The sequence below is a fragment of the Streptomyces sp. NPDC127197 genome, from assembly GCF_042672405.1.
Lineage (GTDB): Bacteria > Actinomycetota > Actinomycetes > Streptomycetales > Streptomycetaceae > Streptomyces > Streptomyces flavusporus.
This window is the reverse complement of record NZ_JBHXVG010000019.1, coordinates 70873-91300: the sequence shown is the minus strand read 5'-3', so window position 1 is coordinate 91300 and position 20428 is coordinate 70873. Positions and strand designations below refer to the sequence as shown.

The 20428-nt window shown below is 71.4% G+C and carries 20 protein-coding genes; 9 read left to right on the top strand and 11 right to left on the bottom strand.

What is annotated here, in order from left to right; translation table 11 throughout:
* Nucleotide 1: 1 nt before the first annotated feature.
* Entirely contained in the window at nt 2–766 is a 765-nt protein-coding gene (locus ACFVJQ_RS27075) for a crotonase/enoyl-CoA hydratase family protein (RefSeq protein WP_385787732.1), read from the bottom strand.
* A 169-nt stretch (nt 767–935) separates the two neighbouring features.
* A complete protein-coding gene (locus ACFVJQ_RS27070) occupies nt 936–1901 on the bottom strand; it encodes a YbhN family protein (protein WP_385514565.1) in 966 nt (321 codons plus the stop codon).
* A gap of 175 nt (nt 1902–2076) precedes the next feature.
* On the opposite strand from ACFVJQ_RS27070, the gene ACFVJQ_RS27065 reads away from it, so the two are divergent.
* On the top strand, nt 2077–3966 hold the full coding sequence (locus tag ACFVJQ_RS27065; protein WP_385514600.1) for an ABC transporter ATP-binding protein: 1890 nt from the start codon (nt 2077–2079) through the stop codon (nt 3964–3966).
* 7 nt (nt 3967–3973) lie between these two features.
* Here the strand turns inward: ACFVJQ_RS27065 and ACFVJQ_RS27060 are convergent, their stop codons facing one another.
* Nucleotides 3974–5080: an NAD(P)-dependent alcohol dehydrogenase gene (locus tag ACFVJQ_RS27060; RefSeq protein WP_385514564.1), complete on the bottom strand. Its 1107-nt coding sequence runs from the start codon at nt 5078–5080 to the stop codon at nt 3974–3976.
* Between the two features lie 27 nt (nt 5081–5107).
* Nucleotides 5108–6562 (bottom strand): aldehyde dehydrogenase family protein, encoded by a 1455-nt coding sequence (locus ACFVJQ_RS27055; RefSeq protein WP_385787728.1) that lies wholly within the window; start codon nt 6560–6562, stop codon nt 5108–5110.
* A 143-nt stretch (nt 6563–6705) separates the two neighbouring features.
* Here ACFVJQ_RS27055 and ACFVJQ_RS27050 point away from each other — a divergent pair, with 143 nt between their 5' ends.
* Nucleotides 6706–7119 (top strand): MarR family winged helix-turn-helix transcriptional regulator, encoded by a 414-nt coding sequence (locus tag ACFVJQ_RS27050; RefSeq protein WP_385514562.1) that lies wholly within the window; start codon nt 6706–6708, stop codon nt 7117–7119.
* A gap of 3 nt (nt 7120–7122) precedes the next feature.
* Here the strand turns inward: ACFVJQ_RS27050 and ACFVJQ_RS27045 are convergent, their stop codons facing one another.
* From ACFVJQ_RS27045 to ACFVJQ_RS27030, 4 genes are all read right to left on the bottom strand, one after another.
* Nucleotides 7123–8058 (bottom strand): PDR/VanB family oxidoreductase, encoded by a 936-nt coding sequence (locus ACFVJQ_RS27045; protein ID WP_385787725.1) that lies wholly within the window; start codon nt 8056–8058, stop codon nt 7123–7125.
* Entirely contained in the window at nt 8055–8225 is a 171-nt protein-coding gene (locus ACFVJQ_RS27040; RefSeq protein WP_385274533.1) for a hypothetical protein, read from the bottom strand. The genes ACFVJQ_RS27045 and ACFVJQ_RS27040 overlap by 4 nt, the downstream gene beginning before the upstream one ends.
* Nucleotides 8222–9286 carry a Rieske 2Fe-2S domain-containing protein gene (locus tag ACFVJQ_RS27035; protein ID WP_385514560.1) on the bottom strand — a complete coding sequence of 355 codons (1065 nt, stop codon included), beginning with the start codon at nt 9284–9286 and terminating at the stop codon, nt 8222–8224. The genes ACFVJQ_RS27040 and ACFVJQ_RS27035 overlap by 4 nt, the downstream gene beginning before the upstream one ends.
* Before the next feature lie 411 nt (nt 9287–9697).
* Nucleotides 9698–10405: a TetR/AcrR family transcriptional regulator gene (locus ACFVJQ_RS27030; protein ID WP_385787722.1), complete on the bottom strand. Its 708-nt coding sequence runs from the start codon at nt 10403–10405 to the stop codon at nt 9698–9700.
* A gap of 152 nt (nt 10406–10557) precedes the next feature.
* Here ACFVJQ_RS27030 and ACFVJQ_RS27025 point away from each other — a divergent pair, with 152 nt between their 5' ends.
* Together ACFVJQ_RS27025 and ACFVJQ_RS27020 are read left to right on the top strand one after the other, a co-directional pair.
* Nucleotides 10558–12081 carry an APC family permease gene (locus ACFVJQ_RS27025; protein WP_385787719.1) on the top strand — a complete coding sequence of 508 codons (1524 nt, stop codon included), beginning with the start codon at nt 10558–10560 and terminating at the stop codon, nt 12079–12081.
* Nucleotides 12082–12105: 24 nt separating this feature from the next.
* Entirely contained in the window at nt 12106–13773 is a 1668-nt protein-coding gene (locus tag ACFVJQ_RS27020) for an amidohydrolase (RefSeq protein WP_385787716.1), read from the top strand.
* A 186-nt stretch (nt 13774–13959) separates the two neighbouring features.
* On the opposite strand, the gene ACFVJQ_RS27015 is transcribed toward ACFVJQ_RS27020, so the two are convergent.
* Nucleotides 13960–14901, bottom strand: a complete 942-nt coding sequence (locus ACFVJQ_RS27015) for a LysR family transcriptional regulator (protein WP_385787713.1) — start codon at nt 14899–14901, stop codon at nt 13960–13962.
* Nucleotides 14902–15019: 118 nt separating this feature from the next.
* On the opposite strand from ACFVJQ_RS27015, the gene ACFVJQ_RS27010 reads away from it, so the two are divergent.
* The 3 genes from ACFVJQ_RS27010 to ACFVJQ_RS27000 all read left to right on the top strand — a co-directional run bounded on the left by ACFVJQ_RS27010 (nt 15020) and on the right by ACFVJQ_RS27000 (nt 16860).
* Nucleotides 15020–15613, top strand: coding sequence for a pyridoxal-phosphate dependent enzyme (locus ACFVJQ_RS27010; protein WP_385787710.1), 594 nt, complete (start codon nt 15020–15022; stop codon nt 15611–15613).
* A gap of 98 nt (nt 15614–15711) precedes the next feature.
* Nucleotides 15712–16332, top strand: coding sequence for a LysE family translocator (locus ACFVJQ_RS27005; RefSeq protein WP_385787707.1), 621 nt, complete (start codon nt 15712–15714; stop codon nt 16330–16332).
* A 96-nt stretch (nt 16333–16428) separates the two neighbouring features.
* Entirely contained in the window at nt 16429–16860 is a 432-nt protein-coding gene (locus tag ACFVJQ_RS27000; protein ID WP_385787704.1) for a hypothetical protein, read from the top strand.
* Nucleotides 16861–17049: 189 nt separating this feature from the next.
* Here the strand turns inward: ACFVJQ_RS27000 and ACFVJQ_RS26995 are convergent, their stop codons facing one another.
* Together ACFVJQ_RS26995 and ACFVJQ_RS26990 are read right to left on the bottom strand one after the other, a co-directional pair.
* Nucleotides 17050–17820: an IclR family transcriptional regulator gene (locus ACFVJQ_RS26995; RefSeq protein ID WP_385514559.1), complete on the bottom strand. Its 771-nt coding sequence runs from the start codon at nt 17818–17820 to the stop codon at nt 17050–17052.
* 9 nt (nt 17821–17829) lie between these two features.
* On the bottom strand, nt 17830–18273 hold the full coding sequence (locus ACFVJQ_RS26990; RefSeq protein WP_385787700.1) for a MarR family winged helix-turn-helix transcriptional regulator: 444 nt from the start codon (nt 18271–18273) through the stop codon (nt 17830–17832).
* A 255-nt stretch (nt 18274–18528) separates the two neighbouring features.
* Here ACFVJQ_RS26990 and ACFVJQ_RS26985 point away from each other — a divergent pair, with 255 nt between their 5' ends.
* On the top strand, nt 18529–19446 hold the full coding sequence (locus tag ACFVJQ_RS26985) for an SDR family NAD(P)-dependent oxidoreductase (protein WP_385787697.1): 918 nt from the start codon (nt 18529–18531) through the stop codon (nt 19444–19446).
* Between the two features lie 73 nt (nt 19447–19519).
* Nucleotides 19520–20419, top strand: coding sequence for an amidohydrolase family protein (locus ACFVJQ_RS26980; protein ID WP_385514599.1), 900 nt, complete (start codon nt 19520–19522; stop codon nt 20417–20419).
* The last annotated feature ends 9 nt before the right edge of the window (nt 20420–20428 follow it).

Below are 20428 nucleotides of genomic sequence, written 5' to 3'. Positions count from 1 at the left end.
CTCAGTCGTCCGTGAAGGCGCCGTGCCGCCCCGCGCCCGAGGCGAACCGTGCCGCGCCCTCCAGGCTCTGCGCCAACACGCCCATTCCGTGCCGGAGTTCGCCACGCATCGCGGTCGGCTCGTCCAGGCCGTCCTGCTCCAGGACGGACGCGCGGTCGGAGCGCAGACAGGGCTGGGGGAAACGGGCGATCGTGGCGGCCAGTTCCTCGGCGGCGGGGCGGGCGGTGCCGGTGGGTACGAGGCGGTTGGCGAGCCCCATCTCGTACGCCTCGCCGGCCGGGACCGGCCGTCCCGTGAGGATCATGTCCAGGGCACGGCTCGTGCCTATCAGCCGGGGCAGCCGTACCGTACCGCCGTCGATGAGCGGGACGCCCCAGCGGCGGCAGAACACCCCGAAGACGGCGTCCTCCTCGGCGACCCGCAGATCGCACCACAGGGCCAGCTCCAGACCCCCGGCGACGGCATGCCCGGCCACCGCGGCGATCACCGGCTTCGACAGCCGCATCCGGGTCGGTCCCATCGGGCCGTCGCCGTCCTCCGTGACCCGGTTGCCGCGCTCGGTGCCGAGCGCCTTGAGGTCGGCTCCCGCGCAGAACGTGCCCCCCTCGCCCCACAGCACCGCCACCCGCGCCGCGTCGTCCGACTCGAACTCCCGGAAGGCGGCGACGAGTTCGCCCGCCGTCGGACCGTCCACCGCGTTGCGGACCTCGGAGCGGGAGAGGACGACGGTGGTGACGGGCCCTTGGCGCTCGATGCGTACCGGCATGCTGGAACGTTACCGGTCGTACCTGGCTGCGGGCAGTCGTGCCTCCCCCAGAGGGGGGACCCCCAGGGCGATGGGGGTCCCCCCGCTCGAGCGAAGCCGAGAGTGGGGGAGGGCGGGCGCAGCGGCACCCTGCCGGCGCAGGCAAGCGACCCCCACCCGCACGCACGCCTCAAATCACCTTCAGCCGCACCAGCGCCCCCAACGTCAACGCCCCCGGCAGCAACGGCAGCCACACGGTGATGATCCGGTACGCCAGCACTACAGCCGTGGCCACCGCCACCGGCCCGCCCGCCGCCACCAGCGCCACGATCAGCGCCGCCTCCACCGAGCCCAGTCCACCCGGCGTGGGCACCACCGCGACGGCGACGGTCGCCGCCAGATACGCGACCACCATGTGCCACAGCGGTATCTCCAGCCCCAGCGCCAGCCCCACCGCGACCAGACCGGCCGCCTGCAACGCGGGAAACGCCAGCGAACCACCCCACAGCGCCAGCGCCCGCGACGGACGCATGTGCACCGAGCGCGCCTCGCCCAGCGCCGTGCGCAGGAAGGAGACGACGGCCGTGCGCAGCCGCCGTACGAGCAGGAGGACGGCGACCGCCACCAGTACCGCCGCGCCGAGCCCGAGCAGCAGCGGGCCGGTCGCACCGTCCGGCAGGAGGGTGCCGAGCCGCAGCGCGCCGGGGAAGAGCAGGAGCAGCGCGGCCAGCAGACCGACGCGGGCGATGCTCTCCGCGAGCAGATAGAGCGCCAATGCCGCCGAGGAGCGGGCCAGCGGCAGCCCGCACACCGTCATGAACCGCAGATTGACCGCGCTCGCGCCCAGCCCGGTCGGCAGCATGTGGTTGGCCGCCATCGCCGCGACCTGGGTGGCCAGCAGCCGGAAGCCCGGCAGCCGCTCGACGACGGCGCCCTGCCGGGTCACCGCCATGGCGACCCAGGTCAGACAGGTGGCGCCGCCCGCGGCCAGCAGCCACGGCCACTGGGCCGTCGCCAGGTGATGGAAGCCCTCGGCGAGCACGTCACGGTGCCGCACCGCGAGGTACGCCACGAGGACGAGCGGGAGCAGGCCCAGGATCAGGCGGAAGGGGATGCGTCCGAGGAGCCGTCCCGTGGAGCGTTGTACTGCTGTCACACTCGGAGAGGTTTTCCGTACCGCATCAACTGCGGGTTGCGGAAGCGGGGACGGCGGCTTACGTACGGGAAGCGGGCGGACTTCGATCTCTCCCGATCTCGCCCGCTCTCTCTCGATCCATCTCTCCGAGGTTGACCTCAAGATTGATTGAGGTTCTACGGTCGGTCGTATGAGCATGGAGACCACGGCGTGGACGCAGCTGCACAGCGTCATGACCGCCCAGCAGGAACGCCGCCCCTTCGCCCGCGCCACGCTGCGCCGCATCGGCACGTTCGCCCGCCCGCACCGCCCCCGTATCGCCCTGTTCGTGCTGCTCGGGGTGGTGACCGCGCTGCTCGCCGTCGCCACCCCCGTGCTGGCCGGCCGCGTCGTGGACGCGATCGTGTCGGACGGCGACGAGGGAATCGTCGTACGACTCGCGCTGCTGATCGCGCTCATCGCCGTCGTGGAAGCGGCGCTCGGCATCCTCGGGCGCAGGCTCTCGGCGACGCTGGGGGAGGGGCTCATCCTCGATCTGCGGACGGCGGTGTTCGATCATGTGCAGCGCATGCCGGTCGCCTTCTTCACCCGCACGCGTACGGGCGCGCTCGTCAGCCGTCTCAACAACGACGTCATCGGCGCGCAGCGGGCGTTCAGCAACACGCTGTCCGGAGTGGTCAGCAACCTCGTCACGCTGGTGCTCACCCTCGCCGTGATGCTCACCCTGTCCTGGCAGGTAACGCTGCTCGCGCTGGTGCTGCTGCCGGTGTTCGTGGTGCCCGCCCGGCGGATGGGCAGCCGTATGGCCCGCATGCAGCGGGAGGCGGCGACGCTGAACGCGGCGATGGGCACCCGCATGACCGAGCGCTTCTCGGCCCCCGGCGCCACCCTCGTCAAGCTCTTCGGCCGCCCCGAGCAGGAGTCGGCGGAGTTCGCCGCCCGGGCCCGCCGGGTCGCGGACATCGGCGTGCGCACGGCGACCCTCCAGTCGGCGTTCATCACCGCGCTCACCCTGGTCTCGGCACTGGCGCTGGCCCTGGTCTACGGCCTCGGCGGCTGGTTCGCCCTGCGCGGCACCCTGGAAGCGGGCGCCGTCGTCTCCCTCGCCCTCCTGCTGACCCGGCTGTACGCGCCGCTCACCGCGCTCGCCGGGGCACGTGTGGAGGTGATGAGCGCCCTCGTCAGCTTCGAGCGGGTCTTCGAGGTGCTCGACCTGAAGCCGCTCATCGAGGACAAGCCGGACGCCGTCGAGGTGCCCGACGGCCCGGTGGCGGTGGAGTTCGACGACGTCCGCTTCGGCTACCCCTCCGCCGACAAGGTCTCCCTCGCCTCCCTGGAGGAGGTGGCGTCCCTCGACACCCGCGGTGGCGCCGAGGTCCTGCGCGGCATCTCCTTCCGCGCCGAACCCGGGCGGACCGTCGCTCTCGTCGGCTCCTCCGGCGCGGGCAAGTCCACCGTCGCGCAACTCCTGCCGCGTCTCTACGACGTCGACGAGGGCACCGTGCGCATCGGCGGCGTCGACGTCCGCGACCTGACCGCCGACTCCCTGCGCGCCACCGTCGGCATGGTCACCCAGGACGGCCACCTGTTCCATGACACGGTCCGCGCCAACCTGCTACTGGCCCGCCCCGAGGCGACCGACGACGACCTGTGGGACGCCCTGCGCCGGGCCCGCCTGGACGAGCTCGTACGATCCCTGCCCGACGGCCTCGACACGGTCGTCGGCGAACGCGGCTACCGCCTCTCCGGCGGCGAACGCCAGCGCATGACCATCGCCCGGCTGCTCCTGGCCCGCCAGCGCGTGGTCGTCCTCGACGAGGCCACCGCCCACCTGGACAACACCTCGGAGGCGGCGGTCCAGGAGGCCCTCACCGAAGCCCTTCAGGGCCGCACCGCCCTCGTGATCGCCCACCGCCTGTCCACGGTGCGCACCGCCGACCTGATCCTGGTCCTGGAAGCGGGGCACATCGTGGAACGGGGCACGCACGAGGGGCTGTTGGCAGCCGGGGGGCGGTATGCGGAGCTGTACCGGACGCAGTTCGAGGAGCGGGCGGCGGAGGTGCCGGCGGACGTCGCGGCGGCGTAGGGAGCCGTCAGAACAGCAGGACCGGCTTGATCGTCTTGCCGGCGATCATGTCCTGCCTGGCCTGGTCGATGTCCTCGAAGGCGTACTGCGTGATCAGCCGGTGCACGGGCAGCCGGCCGTCGCGCACCAGCCTGACCAGGGCGGGGAGGACGGTCTGTGTCTCGTTGTCGCCGAGGGTCAGTCCGACGACGTGCTTACCGGGCAACATGCCATTGACGTCGAGGGCCATGTCCGTCCCGAACGGAGGTGCGCCGACGAGGACGAGAGTTCCGCGCGGGGCGAGCACCTCGGTCCCCGTGCGGGCCACCCGCACGTTGCCCGTGGTCTCCACGATCCCGTCGGCTCCCTGCCCGCCGGTGATGTCGGTGACGGCCTCGGCGGTGTCCGTCTCGCCGGCGTGGACGGTGTGGGTGGCGCCCAGGTCACGGGCCAGCTGCAGTCGCTCGGCCACCCGGTCGACGGCGATGATCGTCGTCGCCGGGGTGAGCGCCGCCGCCATCACGGCCGACAGGCCCACGGCGCCGGCGCCGAACACCACGACGGTGTCCCCCACGCGCGGTGCGAGGACGTTCCAGACCGCACCCACGCCGGTCTGGACCCCGCAGCCCAACGGCGCCACCGTCGCAAGCGGCACCTCCGCGTCGACCTTGACGAGACTGCGCTCGCTGACCAGGGCATGCCGGGCGAACGAGGACTGGCCGAAGAAGTGGCCGCCGATCGGCTCGCCGTCGCGGCTGAGCGTGCTGCTGCCGTCGGGGCGCCGGCCGCCGATGAGATTCAGTGGCAGCCAGGTGGCGCAGTAGGCGGGGTGGCCGTCGAGGCAGTTGCGGCAGTCGCCGCACGAGGTGAAGGACAGCAGGACGTGATCACCCGGTGCGACGCGGGTGATGCCCGGCCCCACCGCTTCCACGACGCCGGCGCCCTCGTGGCCGAGGACGCCCGGCAGCGGGAAGGGCAGGGCGCCGCTCGCCACACCGAGGTCGGTGTGGCACAGGCCGGCTGCCGCCATCTTGACCAGGACCTCGCCGGGGCGCGGTCCGTCGAGACGGATGTCGCTGAGGGTGAAGGGCGCGCCGCCGTTCTCGACGACGGCTGCCTGAGTGGTGATGCCCATGGGGTGACTCCTTGGCGGGGGTGCGGCTCAGTCGAGCGAGACGACGACGGACTTGGTCCTGGTGTAGGAGGCGAGGGCTTCGGGGCCGTACTCGCGCCCGTACCCGGAGTCCTTGACGCCGCCGAAGGGCACGGCCGGGTCGAGCATCGCCCAGTCGTTGATCCAGACGATGCCGGCCTGGAGACGGTCCGCGACCCGGTGGGCCCGGGCCAGATTGGTGGTCTGGACGCCGGCGGCCAGTCCGTAGACGGTGCCGTTGGCCAGGGCGACCGCCTCGTCCTCGGTGTCGAAGGGCTGGACGGTCAGGACCGGGCCGAAGATCTCCTCCTGGACGACACGGGAGTCGGGGGCCAGGTCGGCGATGACGGTGGGCCGGTAGTAGTAGCCGCCGTTCAGGTCCAGGGGTTCGCCACCGCACACGATGCGGCCACCTTCCTTGCGGGCGAGGGCGACGTACTCCTCGACCTTCTCGACATGCCGGGCGGCGGCCATGGGGCCGACGACGGTGGCGGGGTCACGCGGATCGCCCACCGGGATGCCGGGCACGGCCTGGGCCAGCGCGCCGACGATCGTGTCGTACAGCGGCCGGGCGACCAGCAGCCGCGGCCCGCCCATGCAGAACTGGCCGGTGTTGAAGACGAATCCCTTGATGATCGCGCCGATCGCCTTCTCCACGTCGGCGTCCTCGAACACGATGTGGGCGGCATTGCCGCCGAGTTCCATGGTGACCGGTTTGAGGGCACGACCGGCGACGGCGGCGGCATGGCGGCCGACGCCCGTCGACCCGGTGAAGGCGATCTTGTCGACGCCCGGGTGGTCGAGCAGGGCCTCGCCCGCCACCCGGCCGGAACCGGTGACCACGTTGAGGACCCCGTCCGGAACTCCCGCCTGCTGGAGCAGCTGTGCCATGAACAGGGCACTGAGCGGGGTGTCCTCCGCGGGCTTGTGCACCACCGTGTTCCCGGCCGCCAGGACGGGCGCGATCTTCGTACTGGACAGGATCAGCGGGAAGTTGAACGGAGTGATCGCCGCCACCACGCCCAGCGGCTCCCGGCGGGTGTAGGCGAAGGCGTTGAGCGGCGTGTCGCGGGTGGCGCCGTCGAGGGTCTGCGCCAGCCCGGCGCAGTACTCGTACTGCTCGACGGCGGTCATCACGTCGACGGGCCGGCACAGGGCGACCGGCTTGCCGACGTCGAGGCTCTCCAGCCGCACGAGTTCGTCCGCGTTCTCCCGGATCAGGCCGGCGACCCGGTGCAGAATCCGGGCGCGCTCCCGCCCGCTGGTCGCGGCCCAGGGGCCGGTCTCGAACGCCTCGCGGGCGGCCGCGACGGCCGCGTCGACGTCGGCGGCGTCCGCCTCGGCCACGGTACCGACCGCCCGGCCGGTGGACGGGTCGACGACCTCCCTGCGGGCGCCGCCCGCGGCCTCGCGCCACCGGCCGCCTATGAACAGCAGGCCGTCCTCGATCTCCTGGGGGCTCATGGCTTGCCGAGTCCTCTCTGTGCGGGTCGGCGGATACGCGGGGCCATCACGTCGCCACCGTGGTCCATCAGGAATCCTGATAAAGCTGATGAAGCGCAGTCTCGTGACGATCAGGATTCCTGTCAATGGCCTAGGCTGGATCCATGTCCCCTTCCCTGCTCTACCTGGTCAAGCGGCTCGAGCTGGTCATTCGCTCGCACCTCGACGAGCTGCTGAAACCGGCCGGTATCACGGCACTGCAGTACACGGCCCTCACGGTCCTCGAGCGGCACGACGGGCTGACCTCCGCCCAGCTCGCCCGCGCCTCGTTCGTGACCGCCCAGTCCATGGCCGACCTGGTGCGCACCCTGCAGGCCCGGGGGCTCATCCGCCGCGAGCGCAACCCGCACAACCGCCGTGAACTGCTCATCCTGCTCACGGATGAGGGCCGCGCCCTGCTGGACGACCACGCCGAGGCGGTCGCCCTGCTCGAGGAGCGGATGCTCCGCGAGTTCTCGGCCCAGGAGGTGGACGGGTTCCGCACCGCCGTCTCCCGGGCCTGGCATGCCCTGGTGTGACCGTCAGAGGTCCAGCACCAGCCGCGCTCCCCGGCAGCGGGACACACAGATCATCATCGTCTCGCCGGCCGTACGCTCCTCGTCCGTGAGCACCGAGTCGCGGTGGTCCGGCGTGCCGTCGAGAACGTCCGTCTCACAGGTCCCGCAGGTTCCCTCGGTGCAGGAGTAGAGCACCTCGACGCCTGAGGCCCGCACGGTGTCGAGCACGGAGACGCCCGGGGGGACGGTGAGGGTGCGACCGGTGCGCTCCAGCACCACCTCGAACTCGCCGTCCGGGCCGGCCTCCTGCTCCCTGGGACGGAACCGCTCCACGCGCAACACGCCCCCGGAGCAGCCCGCCTCCACCGCGTCCAGCAGCGGCTCGGGCCCGCAGCAGTAGACGAGCGTGCCGTCGGGCAGGCCGTCGAGAACCGGGGCCAGGTCCAGCAGCCCGGTCTCGTCCTGCGGAGCGATCGTGACCCTCTCCCCGTAGCGGCCCAACTCGTCGGTGAACGCCATCGAGTCGCGCGTACGACCCCCGTACAGCAGGGTCCACTCCGCGCCCGCCGCCTCCGCCGCGGCCAGCATCGGCAGGATCGGGGTGATGCCGATGCCACCCGCGACGAAGCGGTACCGGGGAGCCGGTTCCAGGGCGAAGTGATTGCGCGGCCCGCGCACCCGAACCTTGTCGCCCCCTCTCAACTCCGCGTGCACGTACGCCGATCCGCCCCGCCCGTCGATCTCGCGGAGCACGGCGATCCGCCACGTATGCCGCTCCGCCGGGTCCCCGCACAGGGAGTACTGCCGTTCCAGGTCCGGCCCGAGCACCACGTCGATGTGGGCGCCCGGCTCCCAGGCGGGCAGTTCCTCGCCCAGCGGATGCCGGAGGGTGAGGGCCAGCACGCCGTCGGCCACCGGCTCCCGGCGGTCGACGACGAGTTCGGCTTCGTACGCGCTCATGAACTGTTTCCTCGCGGCTCGTGTCCTCGGGGGTGGGCGAGCATCCACTCCCACATCTCGACCGGGTCCTGGGCGGTGTGCTCGGCACCGCAGTGACAGGTGCCGTGCAGGAGGTCGGTGCCCGGCAGCCAGTCGATGCGGTAGATCTCGCCGGTCGGTGTGCTCACCGGACCCTCTCCAAGGGCTTGTCCCCCTCCTCGACCAGACGGGCGAGGATGCGGCGCGCGGCGAGACCGCCGGTGTCGATGTTGATGCTGAGTTCCTGGTAGCCGGCCGGCTCGGAGCCCAGGGCACGTTGCAGCAGGTTCAGCGCGTCGACGTCCTGCATGACCACGGTGTGGTTGAAGTCCCGCAGGAACGTGGTGACTTCCTCGTCGTCGGTCGCGAAGTCCCGGGACACCGCCCAGAAGTCGTACACCTTGCCGGGGCTCGACGGCGTGATGGCGTAGGTGATCTCGGTGTGGAAGCCGTTCGGGTCGCTGCCGTCCGCCTCGGGCACCACCCCGACCGGGGCGATGCGGCTGTGCAGCAGATACAGACAGGGCGCGTGGTACTCGATGTCCTGCCACCGCGTGATCCGGCCCTGGATCCCGGTCGAACGGGCGTAGAACGGCGGGCACTCCGCGTCGTCCATGTGCCGGCTCACCCGTACGATGCCCGCGCCCTCGTCGACCTCGGTGGTGATGGGGGTCTCGGCGACCTCGGGGGTGCCGATGTAGCCGCCGTGCAGATAGGTCTCGTGGGACAGGTCCATGAGGTTGTCGACCAGCAGGCCGTAGTCGCAGTCGATGGGCTCCATCCCCGTCACCGTCGTCATCGCCGGGTCCGCCAGGTGCGGCGCCCGCGGGATCCGCTGCGGATCGGCCAGCGCCGGGTCGCCGATCCACACCCAGATCAGCGCGTCCTGCTCGACCACCGGGTACGCGGCGACGCGGGCTGTGCGCGGGATGCGCTTCTGGCCCGGCACGTACACGCACGTGCCCGTCGTGTCGTACGTGAAGCCGTGGTAGCCGCACACGATCCGGTCGCCGTCGAGCCGGCTCTCGGACAGCGGGTAGCGGCGGTGCACGCACCGGTCGGCGAGCGCGACGGGGCTGCCGTCCTCCTCGGTGCGGTAGAGGACGAGCGGCTCGCCGAGGATGGTCCGGCCGAGGAGTTCGCGGCTCACCTCGTGCGCGTAGGCGGCGACGTACCACTGGTTTCTGGCGAAGGCGGTCATGTGCGGCATGGCGTTCCCGTCCCTGAGAGCGGGGCGTCGTCGCCCCGCGGTCCGTGGTTGGACTCAGATTCGTGACGGCTGCGGTCACCGCGCAAGGCGGCTTCTGCCAGGCGGAAGTGGTTCCGTGAAATGGCCGGTCAGAAGTTTGTAGCGGGCCGCACACGGCGACGTCCGGCGCGGTCAGGTCCGCCCCCTCGGCGTCGTCCGGATGCGGAACCGCACCCCACATCGGCACTACCGAAGCGGGCTCTCGGGGCGGGCCTGAGGGGGATCTCCCTCGCCCGCGCTTGCCGGGGCGCTCCTCGTCACCCGTCGAAGTCGACACTCTTCCGCCCCGAGCGACCCAGCGCCGTCGGGGGCGGAAGAGTGCCCGGTCGGCGACACAGTGAGGGCGGTGGTCCCCGGCGTGCACGGCGGGCCTCAGCGGCCGCGTACCCGCCCTGCCGGGGCGCGGGCCACCAGTGCCTCGAGGAGGAGGTCCACCGCCTCCTCGAAGGAGCTGTCCGCCATCCCGGGCAGCTCGGGGCGTACCGCGGTGAGCGCCGGGTATGCCGCCGGGTCCAAGCCCTGATAGACGTCCCGCCACGCTCGGTGATCGGCCTCGCGCTGCTGTCGGGGGAGCGCCTGGAACGCCGCGTCCGTGGCCGCGTGGCTGAGCACGGTGTCGATGAAGGCCAGGTAGAGCCGTGCGGCGGCGGCCGGCTCGAAGCCCGCGGACAGCAGCAGGCCGATCCCCGTCTCCACCGCCTGTATCTCGCTCCTGCGCCGGGTCACCCGATGCGCCGCCATGGCGGCCGCCCGGGGATGGGCGAGATACCCGGCGCGGACCCGCAGGGCCATCTCGCGCAGCGAGGCCACCCAGTCGTCGCCGGGGACGAACTCCGCCATGGCGTCGCCGATGATTCGGTCGGCGATGGCGAGCACCAGGTCGTCGGTGCCGTGGAAGTAGCGGTAGAGAGCGGTCGGGTCGCAGCCCAGTGCCGCGCCGAGCCGGCGCACGCTCAGCGCCTCCGGTCCGTGTTCGCCGATCAGCCGCAGCGCGGTCTCCACGATCAGGTCCTCCGACAGCAGGATCCCGGACCGGGTGGGCCGCCGGCGTCTGCGTTCCTGCGGGACACGAGTGGACATGGCCACGTTCCTCTCACTGCACGCCGACGAAGCACACTCAGTGAACGGCCCCCGACTGCCTTACGTCAACAGGGTTGACCCAATGTGGACGTCGGCTGTTCCATCGCATTCCCGCGCGGCTCTTCCCCGCCCTCTTCCCCGAGGAGCCCTTCATGTCGTCCGCACCGCCCCTGTCCTCCCCGCCGAACCCGTCCGCCGGGTCCGGCCCCGCCCTGCGTCGATCCCTCGGTGTCGTCGACGGCATCGCCATCGCCGCGTCCAGCACCGCGGCCACCACCAGCATCGCCATCGGCATGGGCACGATCGCGACCGTCGTGGGCCTTCAGGCCCCGGTGCTGCTGCTCCTGGCGTTCCTGCCGGTGCTCGGCATCGCCACCGCCTACGCCCGTCTGAACCGCTCGGAACCGAACATGGGCAACGGCTACGTGTGGGTCGGCAAGTCCCTCGGCCCCTGGCCCGGCTTCCTGACCGGCTGGGTCACCCTGGTCGGCTCGATCATCTTCTGTGCCTACACCAGCGCGATCATGGGCTCGGTCGTCCTGATCTTCGCCAACAAGGCCGGTCTGCACAGCCTCGCCGGCATGGCCCTCGATCCGACGTCCACCGGTGTCAGCACGGCGGTCGGGCTGGTGATACTCCTCGCCGTCACCGCCATGGCCGTCACCGGGATGCGGGCAGTCGCCCGGTTCCAGTTCGCGCTGCTGGTCTTCGAGTACGCGGTGCTGCTGGGCTTCTGCGGCTGGGCCCTGGTCACCGGCGACCACGCCTTCTCCCTCTCCTGGTTCAACCCCTTCGAGATCTCCAGCGGCACCACCTTCGCCCAGGGCATGGTCCTCGCGGTGTTCTTCTACTGGGGCTGGGACGCGGCCTTCAGCGTCACCGAGGAGACGAAGAGCCCGGGCGACGCGGCCCGAGGAGGCCTCATCGCCCTGTTCGCCATGCTCGGCCTGTTCCTCTTCGCCTCGGTCGCCTTCCAGCGGGAGATGAGCCTGGGCGAACTCGTCCAGAACGGCCCCCAGGCGCTCCCGTACCTCGGGGAGAAGCTGGCCGCCGAGCCTTGGGCCACCCTGCCCCTGGTCGCGCTGATGTTCTCCGCGGTCGCCTCCGTGCAGGCCACGCTGATCCCCACGGCGCGTGGACTGCTCGCCATGGGCCGCGACCGCACCATGGGACCGCTGTGGACCCGGATCCACCCCCGATACGGCACGCCCGCCGCCGGCACGGTCGCCGTGATGACCATCGCCGCCGTGATCGCCCTGCTCGCCGTCGCGATTCCCAAGCTGAGCGACATGCTCCTGGCCGCCGTCAACGCCATCGGCCTGATCGTCGCCCTCTACTACGGCCTCACCGCGCTCGGCTGCGCCGTGCGCTTCCGCTCCGCGCTGCGCGAAGGGGCGCGCGAGGCGCTGCTCGCCGTCGGCGTGCCCGCCGCGTCCGGCCTGGTCCTGCTGGGCCTGGGCGGCTACCTCGGGTACTCGTACCTGACCATGAGCGATCACTTCGAACTCAGCCCGGACAACGGCTGGTTCATGTTCTCGCTGCCCGCCGTGATCGTCCTCGTCGGCCTGGGCATGGCCGCCGTGGCCAAGTACGTGAGGCATTCCCCGTACTTCACCACCGGGCGCGGCACCGACGCCGAGTCCCTCACCCTTCCGATGGGCCGTACGACGGTCTGACCACCCCCAACGGAGTTCACCCCCATGTCGCATCCCCAGGTCACGGGGCCGGCCGATCTCGTCCTCACGGGCGGCCCCGTGCACACCGTCGATCCCGCCCGCAGCCGCGCAACCGCCGTGGCCGTGCGCGACGGGCGGATCGCCGCCGTCGGCCACGACGAGGTGCGCGAGCTCATCGGGCCGCGCACCGAAGTCGTCGACCTCGCCGGGAAGTTGCTGCTCCCAGGCTTTCAGGACGCCCACGTCCATCCGCAGGGCGCGGGCATCGAGCTCGGGCTGTGCCATCTCGCCGACACCGCCGACGCGGCCGAGTACCTGCGCAGGATCAAGGCGTACGCCGATCAGCACCCGGACGTCGAGTGGATCACCGGTGGAGGCTGGTCCCTGGAGGCCTTCCCCGGCGGCACCCCCACCGCCGCCGCCCTCGACGCGATCGTCCCGGACCGCCCGGTGTTCCTGCCCAACCGCGACCACCACGGCGCCTGGGTCAACAGCCGGGCGCTGGAGCGTGCGGGCATCGACGCCCGTACGCCCGACCCCGCCGACGGCCGGATCGAGCGCGACGCCGACGGCAACCCGACCGGCATGCTCCAGGAGGGCGCCGTCCACCTCGTGGGAAGGCTGCTGCCGGATCCCACGCCGGAGGAGCAACTCGCCGCCCTGCTCCGGGCCCAGGCCGTGCTGCACTCGTACGGTGTCACCGCCTGGCAGGACGCCATCGTGGGGGCGTACGCCAACATGGCCGACCCGGCGCCCACCTATCAGGCAGCCCTCGACCGGGGCCTGCTCACCGCCCGCGTCGTCGGCGCCCTGTGGTGGGACCGCGAGCGCGGCGCCGAGCAGATCCCCGAACTCGCCGCGCGTCGAGAGGAGTTGAACCAAGGCCGGTTCCGCGCCGGCACCGTGAAGATCATGCAGGACGGCATCGCCGAGAACCACACCGCCGCGATGCTCGATCCGTATCTGACCGGCTGCGGCTGCTCCTCGGACAACAGCGGCATCAGTTTCGTCGAGCCGGGAGAGCTGAGGAAGTACGTCACCGAACTCGACGCGCTCGGCTTCCAGGTCCACTTCCACGCGCTCGGCGACCGCGCGGTGCGCGAGGCGCTGGACGCCGTGGAGTCCGCCCGTACGGCCAACGGATGGCGCGACACACGGCACCACCTGGCGCATCTCCAGGTCGTCCACCCGTACGACATCCCCCGGTTCCGCGCCCTGGGCGCGAGTGCCAACCTGCAGATGCTGTGGGCCGCCCACGAACCGCAGATGGACGAGCTGACCCTGCCCTTCCTCGGTGCGGCACGCGGCGCACGGCAGTATCCCTTCGGCGACCTGCTGCGCGCCGGCGCGACGTTGGCCGCGGGCAGCGACTGGCCGGTCAGCAGCCCCGATCCACTCCAGGCCATCCACGTCGCCGTCAACCGGATCTCCCACCACGCGCCCGAGGGCACCCCCGTCTTCCTCCCGGAGCAGCGCCTCGACCTGGGCACCGCCATCGCCGCGTACACGGCGGGCAGCGCCTTCGTGAACCACCTCGACGGCACCACCGGCAGCATCACCGTCGGCAAGGCGGCCGACCTCGTCGTCCTCGATCGCGACCCGTTCGCGGGCCCGCCCGAAGAGATCACCGCCACCCGCGTCCTGCAGACCTTCGTCGAAGGGCAACGCGTCCACGCGGCCACCGACGCCTGATGCCGGTCCACCGGAGCAGGCGCGCGACCAACACGCGATGCCGTTCGGCGGGTTCACGTACGGCAGCATGGGCCGCGAGGGCGTAGCTGGTCGACGGTGCCGCCGGCGCGGGCCACGTGGCGGGCGATCGCCGCGGTGATCCGGTGCCCGTGATCGGCCGCGCCCTGGCGGTCCGCGCGCAGGGCCTCAACGGTGAGCTACGTTGCCCTGTGCCTCGTTGGAGCGGAAGGTGACCGCGCGGCGGAGGGCGTCCCGGCACGCGAGGACGGCGGGGTGCCGGCTGCGGCCTTGGCGCACGACGGTGAAGATGCGGCGTGTGCGCTGGCCGCGGGGGAGTTGGCGCAGGGTGACGGTCGGGGGTTGTCCGTTCCAGACGAGGTCGGGGAGGAAGGCTGCGGCGTGTTGCTGCTCGACGAGGCGCTGGTGGAGCAGGAGGTCGGTGGTCTCGAACCGTACGTCTGGTTCGAAGCCGGCGTTGCGGCACAGGGTCATGGCCCAGTGCCGGGCGGGGGTGCCTTCGGGTTCCATCACCCAGGGGTGGCCCGCGAGTGAGCGCAGCGCCGCCGTCGGGCCGTCGGCGTCCCCTGTGTCGGCCGGCTTCGGCAGGGCGAGGTGCAGGGGGTCGTCGAGCAGGTTTTCCTGTTCGAGTTCGGCGGGCCGCGGGTTGGGGTTGCCGGGGTATTCCTCGGCGAGGACGAGGTCGAAGTCGCGGGCTTGGAGAGCGGGTAGGGCCTTTTCCGGCTCCCTGTGCGTGACGTGGACGCGCAGGTGCGGGTGCTGGTCACGCAGCAGGCCGAGCGCGGTCGGGACGAGGGCCAGGGCGGCTGTCTGGAACGAGGCGATGCGCAGGGTACCGGTCAGGTCGGTCAGGGAGGCGGCGATGTCCGCCTCCGCGCGCTCCAGGCGTTCGAGGACCGCTTCGGTGTGGGCGACGAGGATCTCGGCCTGCGCAGTCAGCCTCACCCGCCGTCCGACCGGCTCAAGGAGCGGGACGCCGACTTCGGTTTCCAGCTGGGAGAGCTGCTGGGAGACGGAGGAGGGGGCGTAGGAGAGGGCGGCGGCGACGGCCGCCAGGGTGCCGCGGTGTCTGAGTTCGCGGAGCAGGCGCAGTCGGTGCAGATCGAACATGGGAAGCCCGCTCTCCTCGCCCTCGCGGACCGATGGCTGGATAGTTCGGTTTTTCCGATGAGTATAGATCGAAAACATTCGCTGGGCCGATCGTAAGGGTGCATCGGACCCTGATCGTGTGTCTGACAACGCTTCCTCCTGTCGTACGCCGCCGTGGTTCATGCGTCCCGATGCCCGTGCCCGGCGGTGTGAACCCGCGCCCGCCGAGGTGCGGGTCTTCCACCCTTCGCTGCCCGACTGCGCGCCCACCCCACTGACCGAACTCCCGTCGCCGGCGGATGCATGGGGAGTCGGCCGGGTCTTCGTCACGGACGAGTCGTGCCGTCCGGGGCTGCCCGCGTTCAAGGCCCTGGGTGTCCTGGAAAGCCTCACCCTCGGCGCACCCGTCAGCGTCACCACGAGGGAGACCACCATGGCCGGACTGAACTGCGGCACCCCGTCCAGCATCGCCTGGCCCTACCTGCGCGGCGGGCTGGACGCCGCAGTCGCCATCGCCGACGCCGACAGCGCCCGCGCGGCCGGTGACCTCGCTGCTCTCGGTGTCTCCTCGGGCCCCTGCGGGGCCGCGTCGCTTGCCGGTCTGCGTGCGGCGCTCATCGGCGTGGGAGCCGAGGAACGCCGTAGGGCATGGGGGCTCGGGCCGTCCTCGGTGGTCGTGCTGCTGAGCACCGAGGGGACTGCTGCCAACCCGCACTCCACCACTGGTCATTGAACACGCGACACCTGAAGGACCCCTGCGTTGACTCACCACCCCTTCATCCCCCCACTGCCGACCGGTTCGATCAGTTCGATCGGGAGGAGGTCGGCAGCGTGCTGACCCACTTCGTGGCCGCGATCGGTGTCCTCGGGCTGCTGACCATCGTGCCCGGCCCGGACATGGCGGTGGTGACCCGACGTGCGCTCGTGGCCGGTCCCGGAGACGGGCTGCGCACCGTGGGCGGGATCGTGACCGGACTGCTGCTGTGGGGTGCGCTGACCGTGTCCGGGCTCGCGGCCGTGCTCGCTGCTTCGCCTGCGGCCTACTCGGCCGTCAAGCTCCTTGGCGCCGGCTACCTGGTGTTCCTGGGCGCGCAGGCGCTGTGGCAGCACCGCCGCTCGGCACCGGCCGGCCGAACGGATGTCGGTCCTGCCGCCGTCGGGAGCCCCTGGCGGACCGGCCTGGTCAGCAACGTCCTCAACCCGAAGATCGCCGTCTTCTACACCGGGCTGCTGCCCACGTTGGCACCGTCCGGGCTGCCTGCCGCCTGGGCTATGACGCTCCTCGTGCTCCTTCACGGCACCCTCACCCTCGCTTGGCTGGGCAGCTGCGTGTTCCTGCTGTCCAAGGCCGGGCCGGTTCTTCAAAAACCGCGGATCCACCGTGCGCTCGGGCGGACCACAGGCGTCGCGCTGATCGGCTTCGGCCTCGCGGTCGCCACCGCTGCCGGCTGAGCAGTACCCACCACCCACCGTTTCCGACACCTTTTCAGGGAGACAGGTCATGACAACTCCCATCCCCGACAAGATCACCATCAACGGCGACCGCCTGTGGCAGTCCTGATGGACCTCGCCGAGATCGGCGCGTACGACGACGAGCGCACCGGCCTGCGCGGCGTCAACCGCCTCGCCCTGAACGAACGCGGCATCACCACCCGCCGCCCGATCGAGGTCGGCATCTTCACCGAGGAGGAGGGCGTCCGCTTCGGCACGGACATGCTCGGCAGTGCCGTCGCCGCCCGCAACTACCTGTACTCCCTGAACGGTGAGCTGGCCGACACCGGTGTCCATGCTGGCGCCTTGACCATCGGGGCAATGATCGCGCGCAGCGAGGCGGCATCCGCGGCCACGGCGGACGCCGGTGCACAGTTCCCCATCGTCGACCCCGACGACCTTGCCCAGTACTACTGGGACATGTACACCAAGCGCGACCGTGTCGAGCAGTTCTACCCCGAGTCGATGACTGCGCAGGCCGCCGGGTAACACCTGGAACGCGTGCCGGGCTGTGGCTCGACAAGCAGCGATCCACTGGCCGGCGCGCGGACTCGGTACAGCGGCGAGGGCTGAACGTCTTGGTCGGGCCAGGTTCAGCCGTCGCGATCGGCCCCATGCACCGCTCGGCCCCGCAGAAGCGGGACTCGTGCAGGCTGCCTGTGTCGGCAACCGCTTCCGTCAGACGGAAGCCCTTTCGGGCTCCGGCCGTGGCTGCCAGCCCAGTGCGCGCGAGATTCCGCGCGCCGCCAGCCGTACGGCCGGGACCAACGCGGGGATCTGCGCGTCCCGGACGGGCACGACGACGGAGACGGCCGCGACGACCGCCGCGCCTGCACCCCGCACCGGCGCGGCCACGGACAGGGCATCGTCGGTGACCTGACGGCTGCTCACGGCGCAGCCGGAACGGCGCACTTCGGCGAGCGCCCGGCGCAGTCCGCCAGGGTCGGTGATGGTGTGCTCGGTGTACGCGGTGAGCGGCTCGGCGCAGTACGCGGCCTGGAACTCCGGTTCGGTGTGGGCGAGCAGCGCAAGGCCGACCCCGGTGGCGTGCAGCGGCCAGCGGGCGCCCACCTGGATGCGGACGCCGATCGCCGTACGGGCGGAGATCCACTCGATGTAGACGACCTCCGAGCCGTCGCGCACGGCCAACGCGACGTTCTCATGGGTGGCTTCGTACAGGTCCTCCAGAAAGGGCAGCGCGACCTGGCGCAGGGCGAGACCGCGGGGTGCGAGCGCCGACACCTCCCACAGCCGCAGCCCTATGTGGTAGACGCCGGACGGATCACGCTCCAGCGCACCCCACGCCGTCAGCGCCCCGACCAGCCGGTGCGCGGTGGTGAGGGACAGCCCCGCCCGGCGGCTGATGTCTGTCAGGGAAAGCGCAGGGTGATCGTGGTCGAAGGTGCCGAGCACCGCCAGAAGCCGGTCGGGCGCCGAACGCGGGGTCATCGTGCCGCGTCACCCCTCCGTGAAGCCTCGGGACAGCCCCGGCTCCGCGATGCGCAGCAACAGGTCGTGCAGCGTCTCCCGTTCGGCCGGGTCCAGCGGCCGGAGGAGATCGTTCGTCACACGCTGTCCGGCCTCGTCGGTGTCACGCAGGAATGACCGGCCCTTCTCGGTGAGCACCACGATGCGGCTGCGACGGTCGTCCGGGGAGGGGCGGCGCTCCACGAAATCGGCGCGTTCCAGGTCGTCGACGAGACCGACGATCGCGCTGGGGTCGTAGCCGAGGCGGGTGCTCAGCTCACGCTGGAGCGCGCCCCCGGCCGTGGCGAGGAAGCGCAGCAGCGCGTAGTGGCGCAGCCGCAGGCCCGACTCCTGGAGGAAGCCGTTGAAGAGCTGCCCGGAGCGCAGGCCGAGCCGGTACAGCAGATAGCCGGTGTCCGCGTGCAGTCCGCGCATCCAGGGCTCGTTCGCATCGATCGGGGCGGTGTTCGTGGCGTGCTGCTGGCGGGCGATGGCGGGCTCCCTGGTCGAGGCCCCGGGCGGGGCGGTTGCGTGTGCTGGTCCCAGTCTGACGCACCCGAAGGACGGCAACAACTATTGACGTCAACAATTATTGCTCTTAGCTTCGATCTCGTAGCCGCACTTCCCTGCGAACGCCGTCGCCGCACCCTCTTGTGACGCGTCGTCGCACCTCCTTCGGAAGGGACCCCTGTGCCCAGCATCGATCTCACCGGCAAGGTCGCCGTCGTCACCGGCAGCGGCCGGGGCCTCGGCCTGGCCTACGCACACGCCCTGGCCGCCGCGAGCGCGTCCGTCGTCGTCAACGACGTGGACGAGGCCGTCGCCGAGCAGGCCGCCAAGTCCATCGCGCAGGCCGGCGGCCGGGCCGTCGCCGAGGCCGTCGCGGTGGGCCCGGCCGAGGCCGCCGACCGGCTGGTCGCCCGGGCCGTCGACGCATACGGACGGCTGGACATCATGGTCACCAACGCCGGCGTGCTGCGGGACAAGGTTCTGTGGAAGATGACCGACGACGACTTCGACACCGTCGTCGGCGTCCACCTCAAGGGCACCTTCACCTGCGCCCGCGCCGCCGCGGTACGGATGCGTGAGCAGGGCGAGGGCGGCAGGCTGATCCTGGTCGGCTCGCCCGCCGGTCAGCGCGGCAACTTCGGTCAGACCAACTACGCGGCTGCCAAGGCCGGGATCGCCGCCATGACCCGTACCTGGTCCATGGAGCTCGCCCGCGCCGGCATCACGGTCAACGCGATCGTCCCGGTGGCGGCGACCGCGATGACCGAGACGATCCCCGCCTTCGCCCCGTACGTCGAGGCCATGCGGCGCGGTGAGGCCCTGCCGGACTTCCTGCGCAAGGGCGAGGGCTTCGGCACGGCCGAGGACTGCGCCGCGCTCGTCCCGTTCCTCGCCTCGCAGGCCGCCGCGGACGTGACCGGCCAGTGCATCGGCATCGGTGGCGACAAGCTGGCGCTGTGGTCCCATCCACAGGAGACCGCCGTCGCCTACGCCGACGGCGGCTGGCGCCCCGAGACGATCGCCGACGTCTGGCACACCTCGGTCGGCCGCGAGCCGCAGACGGTCGGCATCCCGGCGCCCAAGTTCCCGGAGGGCTGAGGGACATGAGCGCCATGAGCCGCAGCACCGCCACCCCTCCGCACCGCTACGAGGGCCGCCCATGACCACCGTCATGAACGTCGACGACCTCGTCGCCATCGACGTCCACACCCACGCCGAGGTCTCCTCGAAGGGCACCTCGTCACTGGACGACGAGCTGCACGACGCCTCGAGCGCCTACTTCAAGGTCGAGGGCAAGCGGAAACCGACCCTGGAGGAGACCGCCGCGTACTACCGCGAGCGCAGGATGGCCGCCGTCGTCTTCACCGTGGACGCCGAGCACGCCACCGGCACCGAGCCCGTGCCCAACGAGGAGGTCGCCGAGGCCGCCGCCGCCAACCCTGATGTGCTGATCCCGTTCGCCTCGATCGACCCCTTCCGCGGCAAGTCCGGCGTGCGACAGGCCCGCCGGCTCGTCGAGGAGTACGGCGTCAGGGGCTTCAAGTTCCACCCCAGCATCCAGGGCTTCTTCCCCAACGACCGCGAGATCGCCTACCCCCTGTACGAGGTGATCGAGGAGACCGGCACCATCGCTCTGTTCCACACCGGCCAGACCGGTATCGGCGCGGGCGTCCCCGGCGGCGGCGGTATTCGCCTGAAGTACTCCAACCCCCTGCACGTCGACGACGTCGCCGCCGACTTCCCCCATCTGAAGATCATCCTCGCTCATCCCTCCTTCCCCTGGCAGGACGAGGCCCTGGCCGTCGCCACGCACAAGCCGGGCGTCCACATCGATCTGTCCGGCTGGTCGCCGAAGTACTTCCCGCCGCAGCTCGTCCAGTACGCCAACTCCCTGCTGAAGGACAAGGTCCTCTTCGGCTCCGACTACCCCGTCCTGACTCCCGACCGCTGGCTCGCCGACTTCGACAAGCTGGCCATCAAGGACGACGTACGGCCCAGGATCCTCAAGGACAACGCCGCCCGCCTCCTCGGGCTCACCGCGACCGACGCCACCGGCTCTTCAGGCACGTGAAAGGGGGCA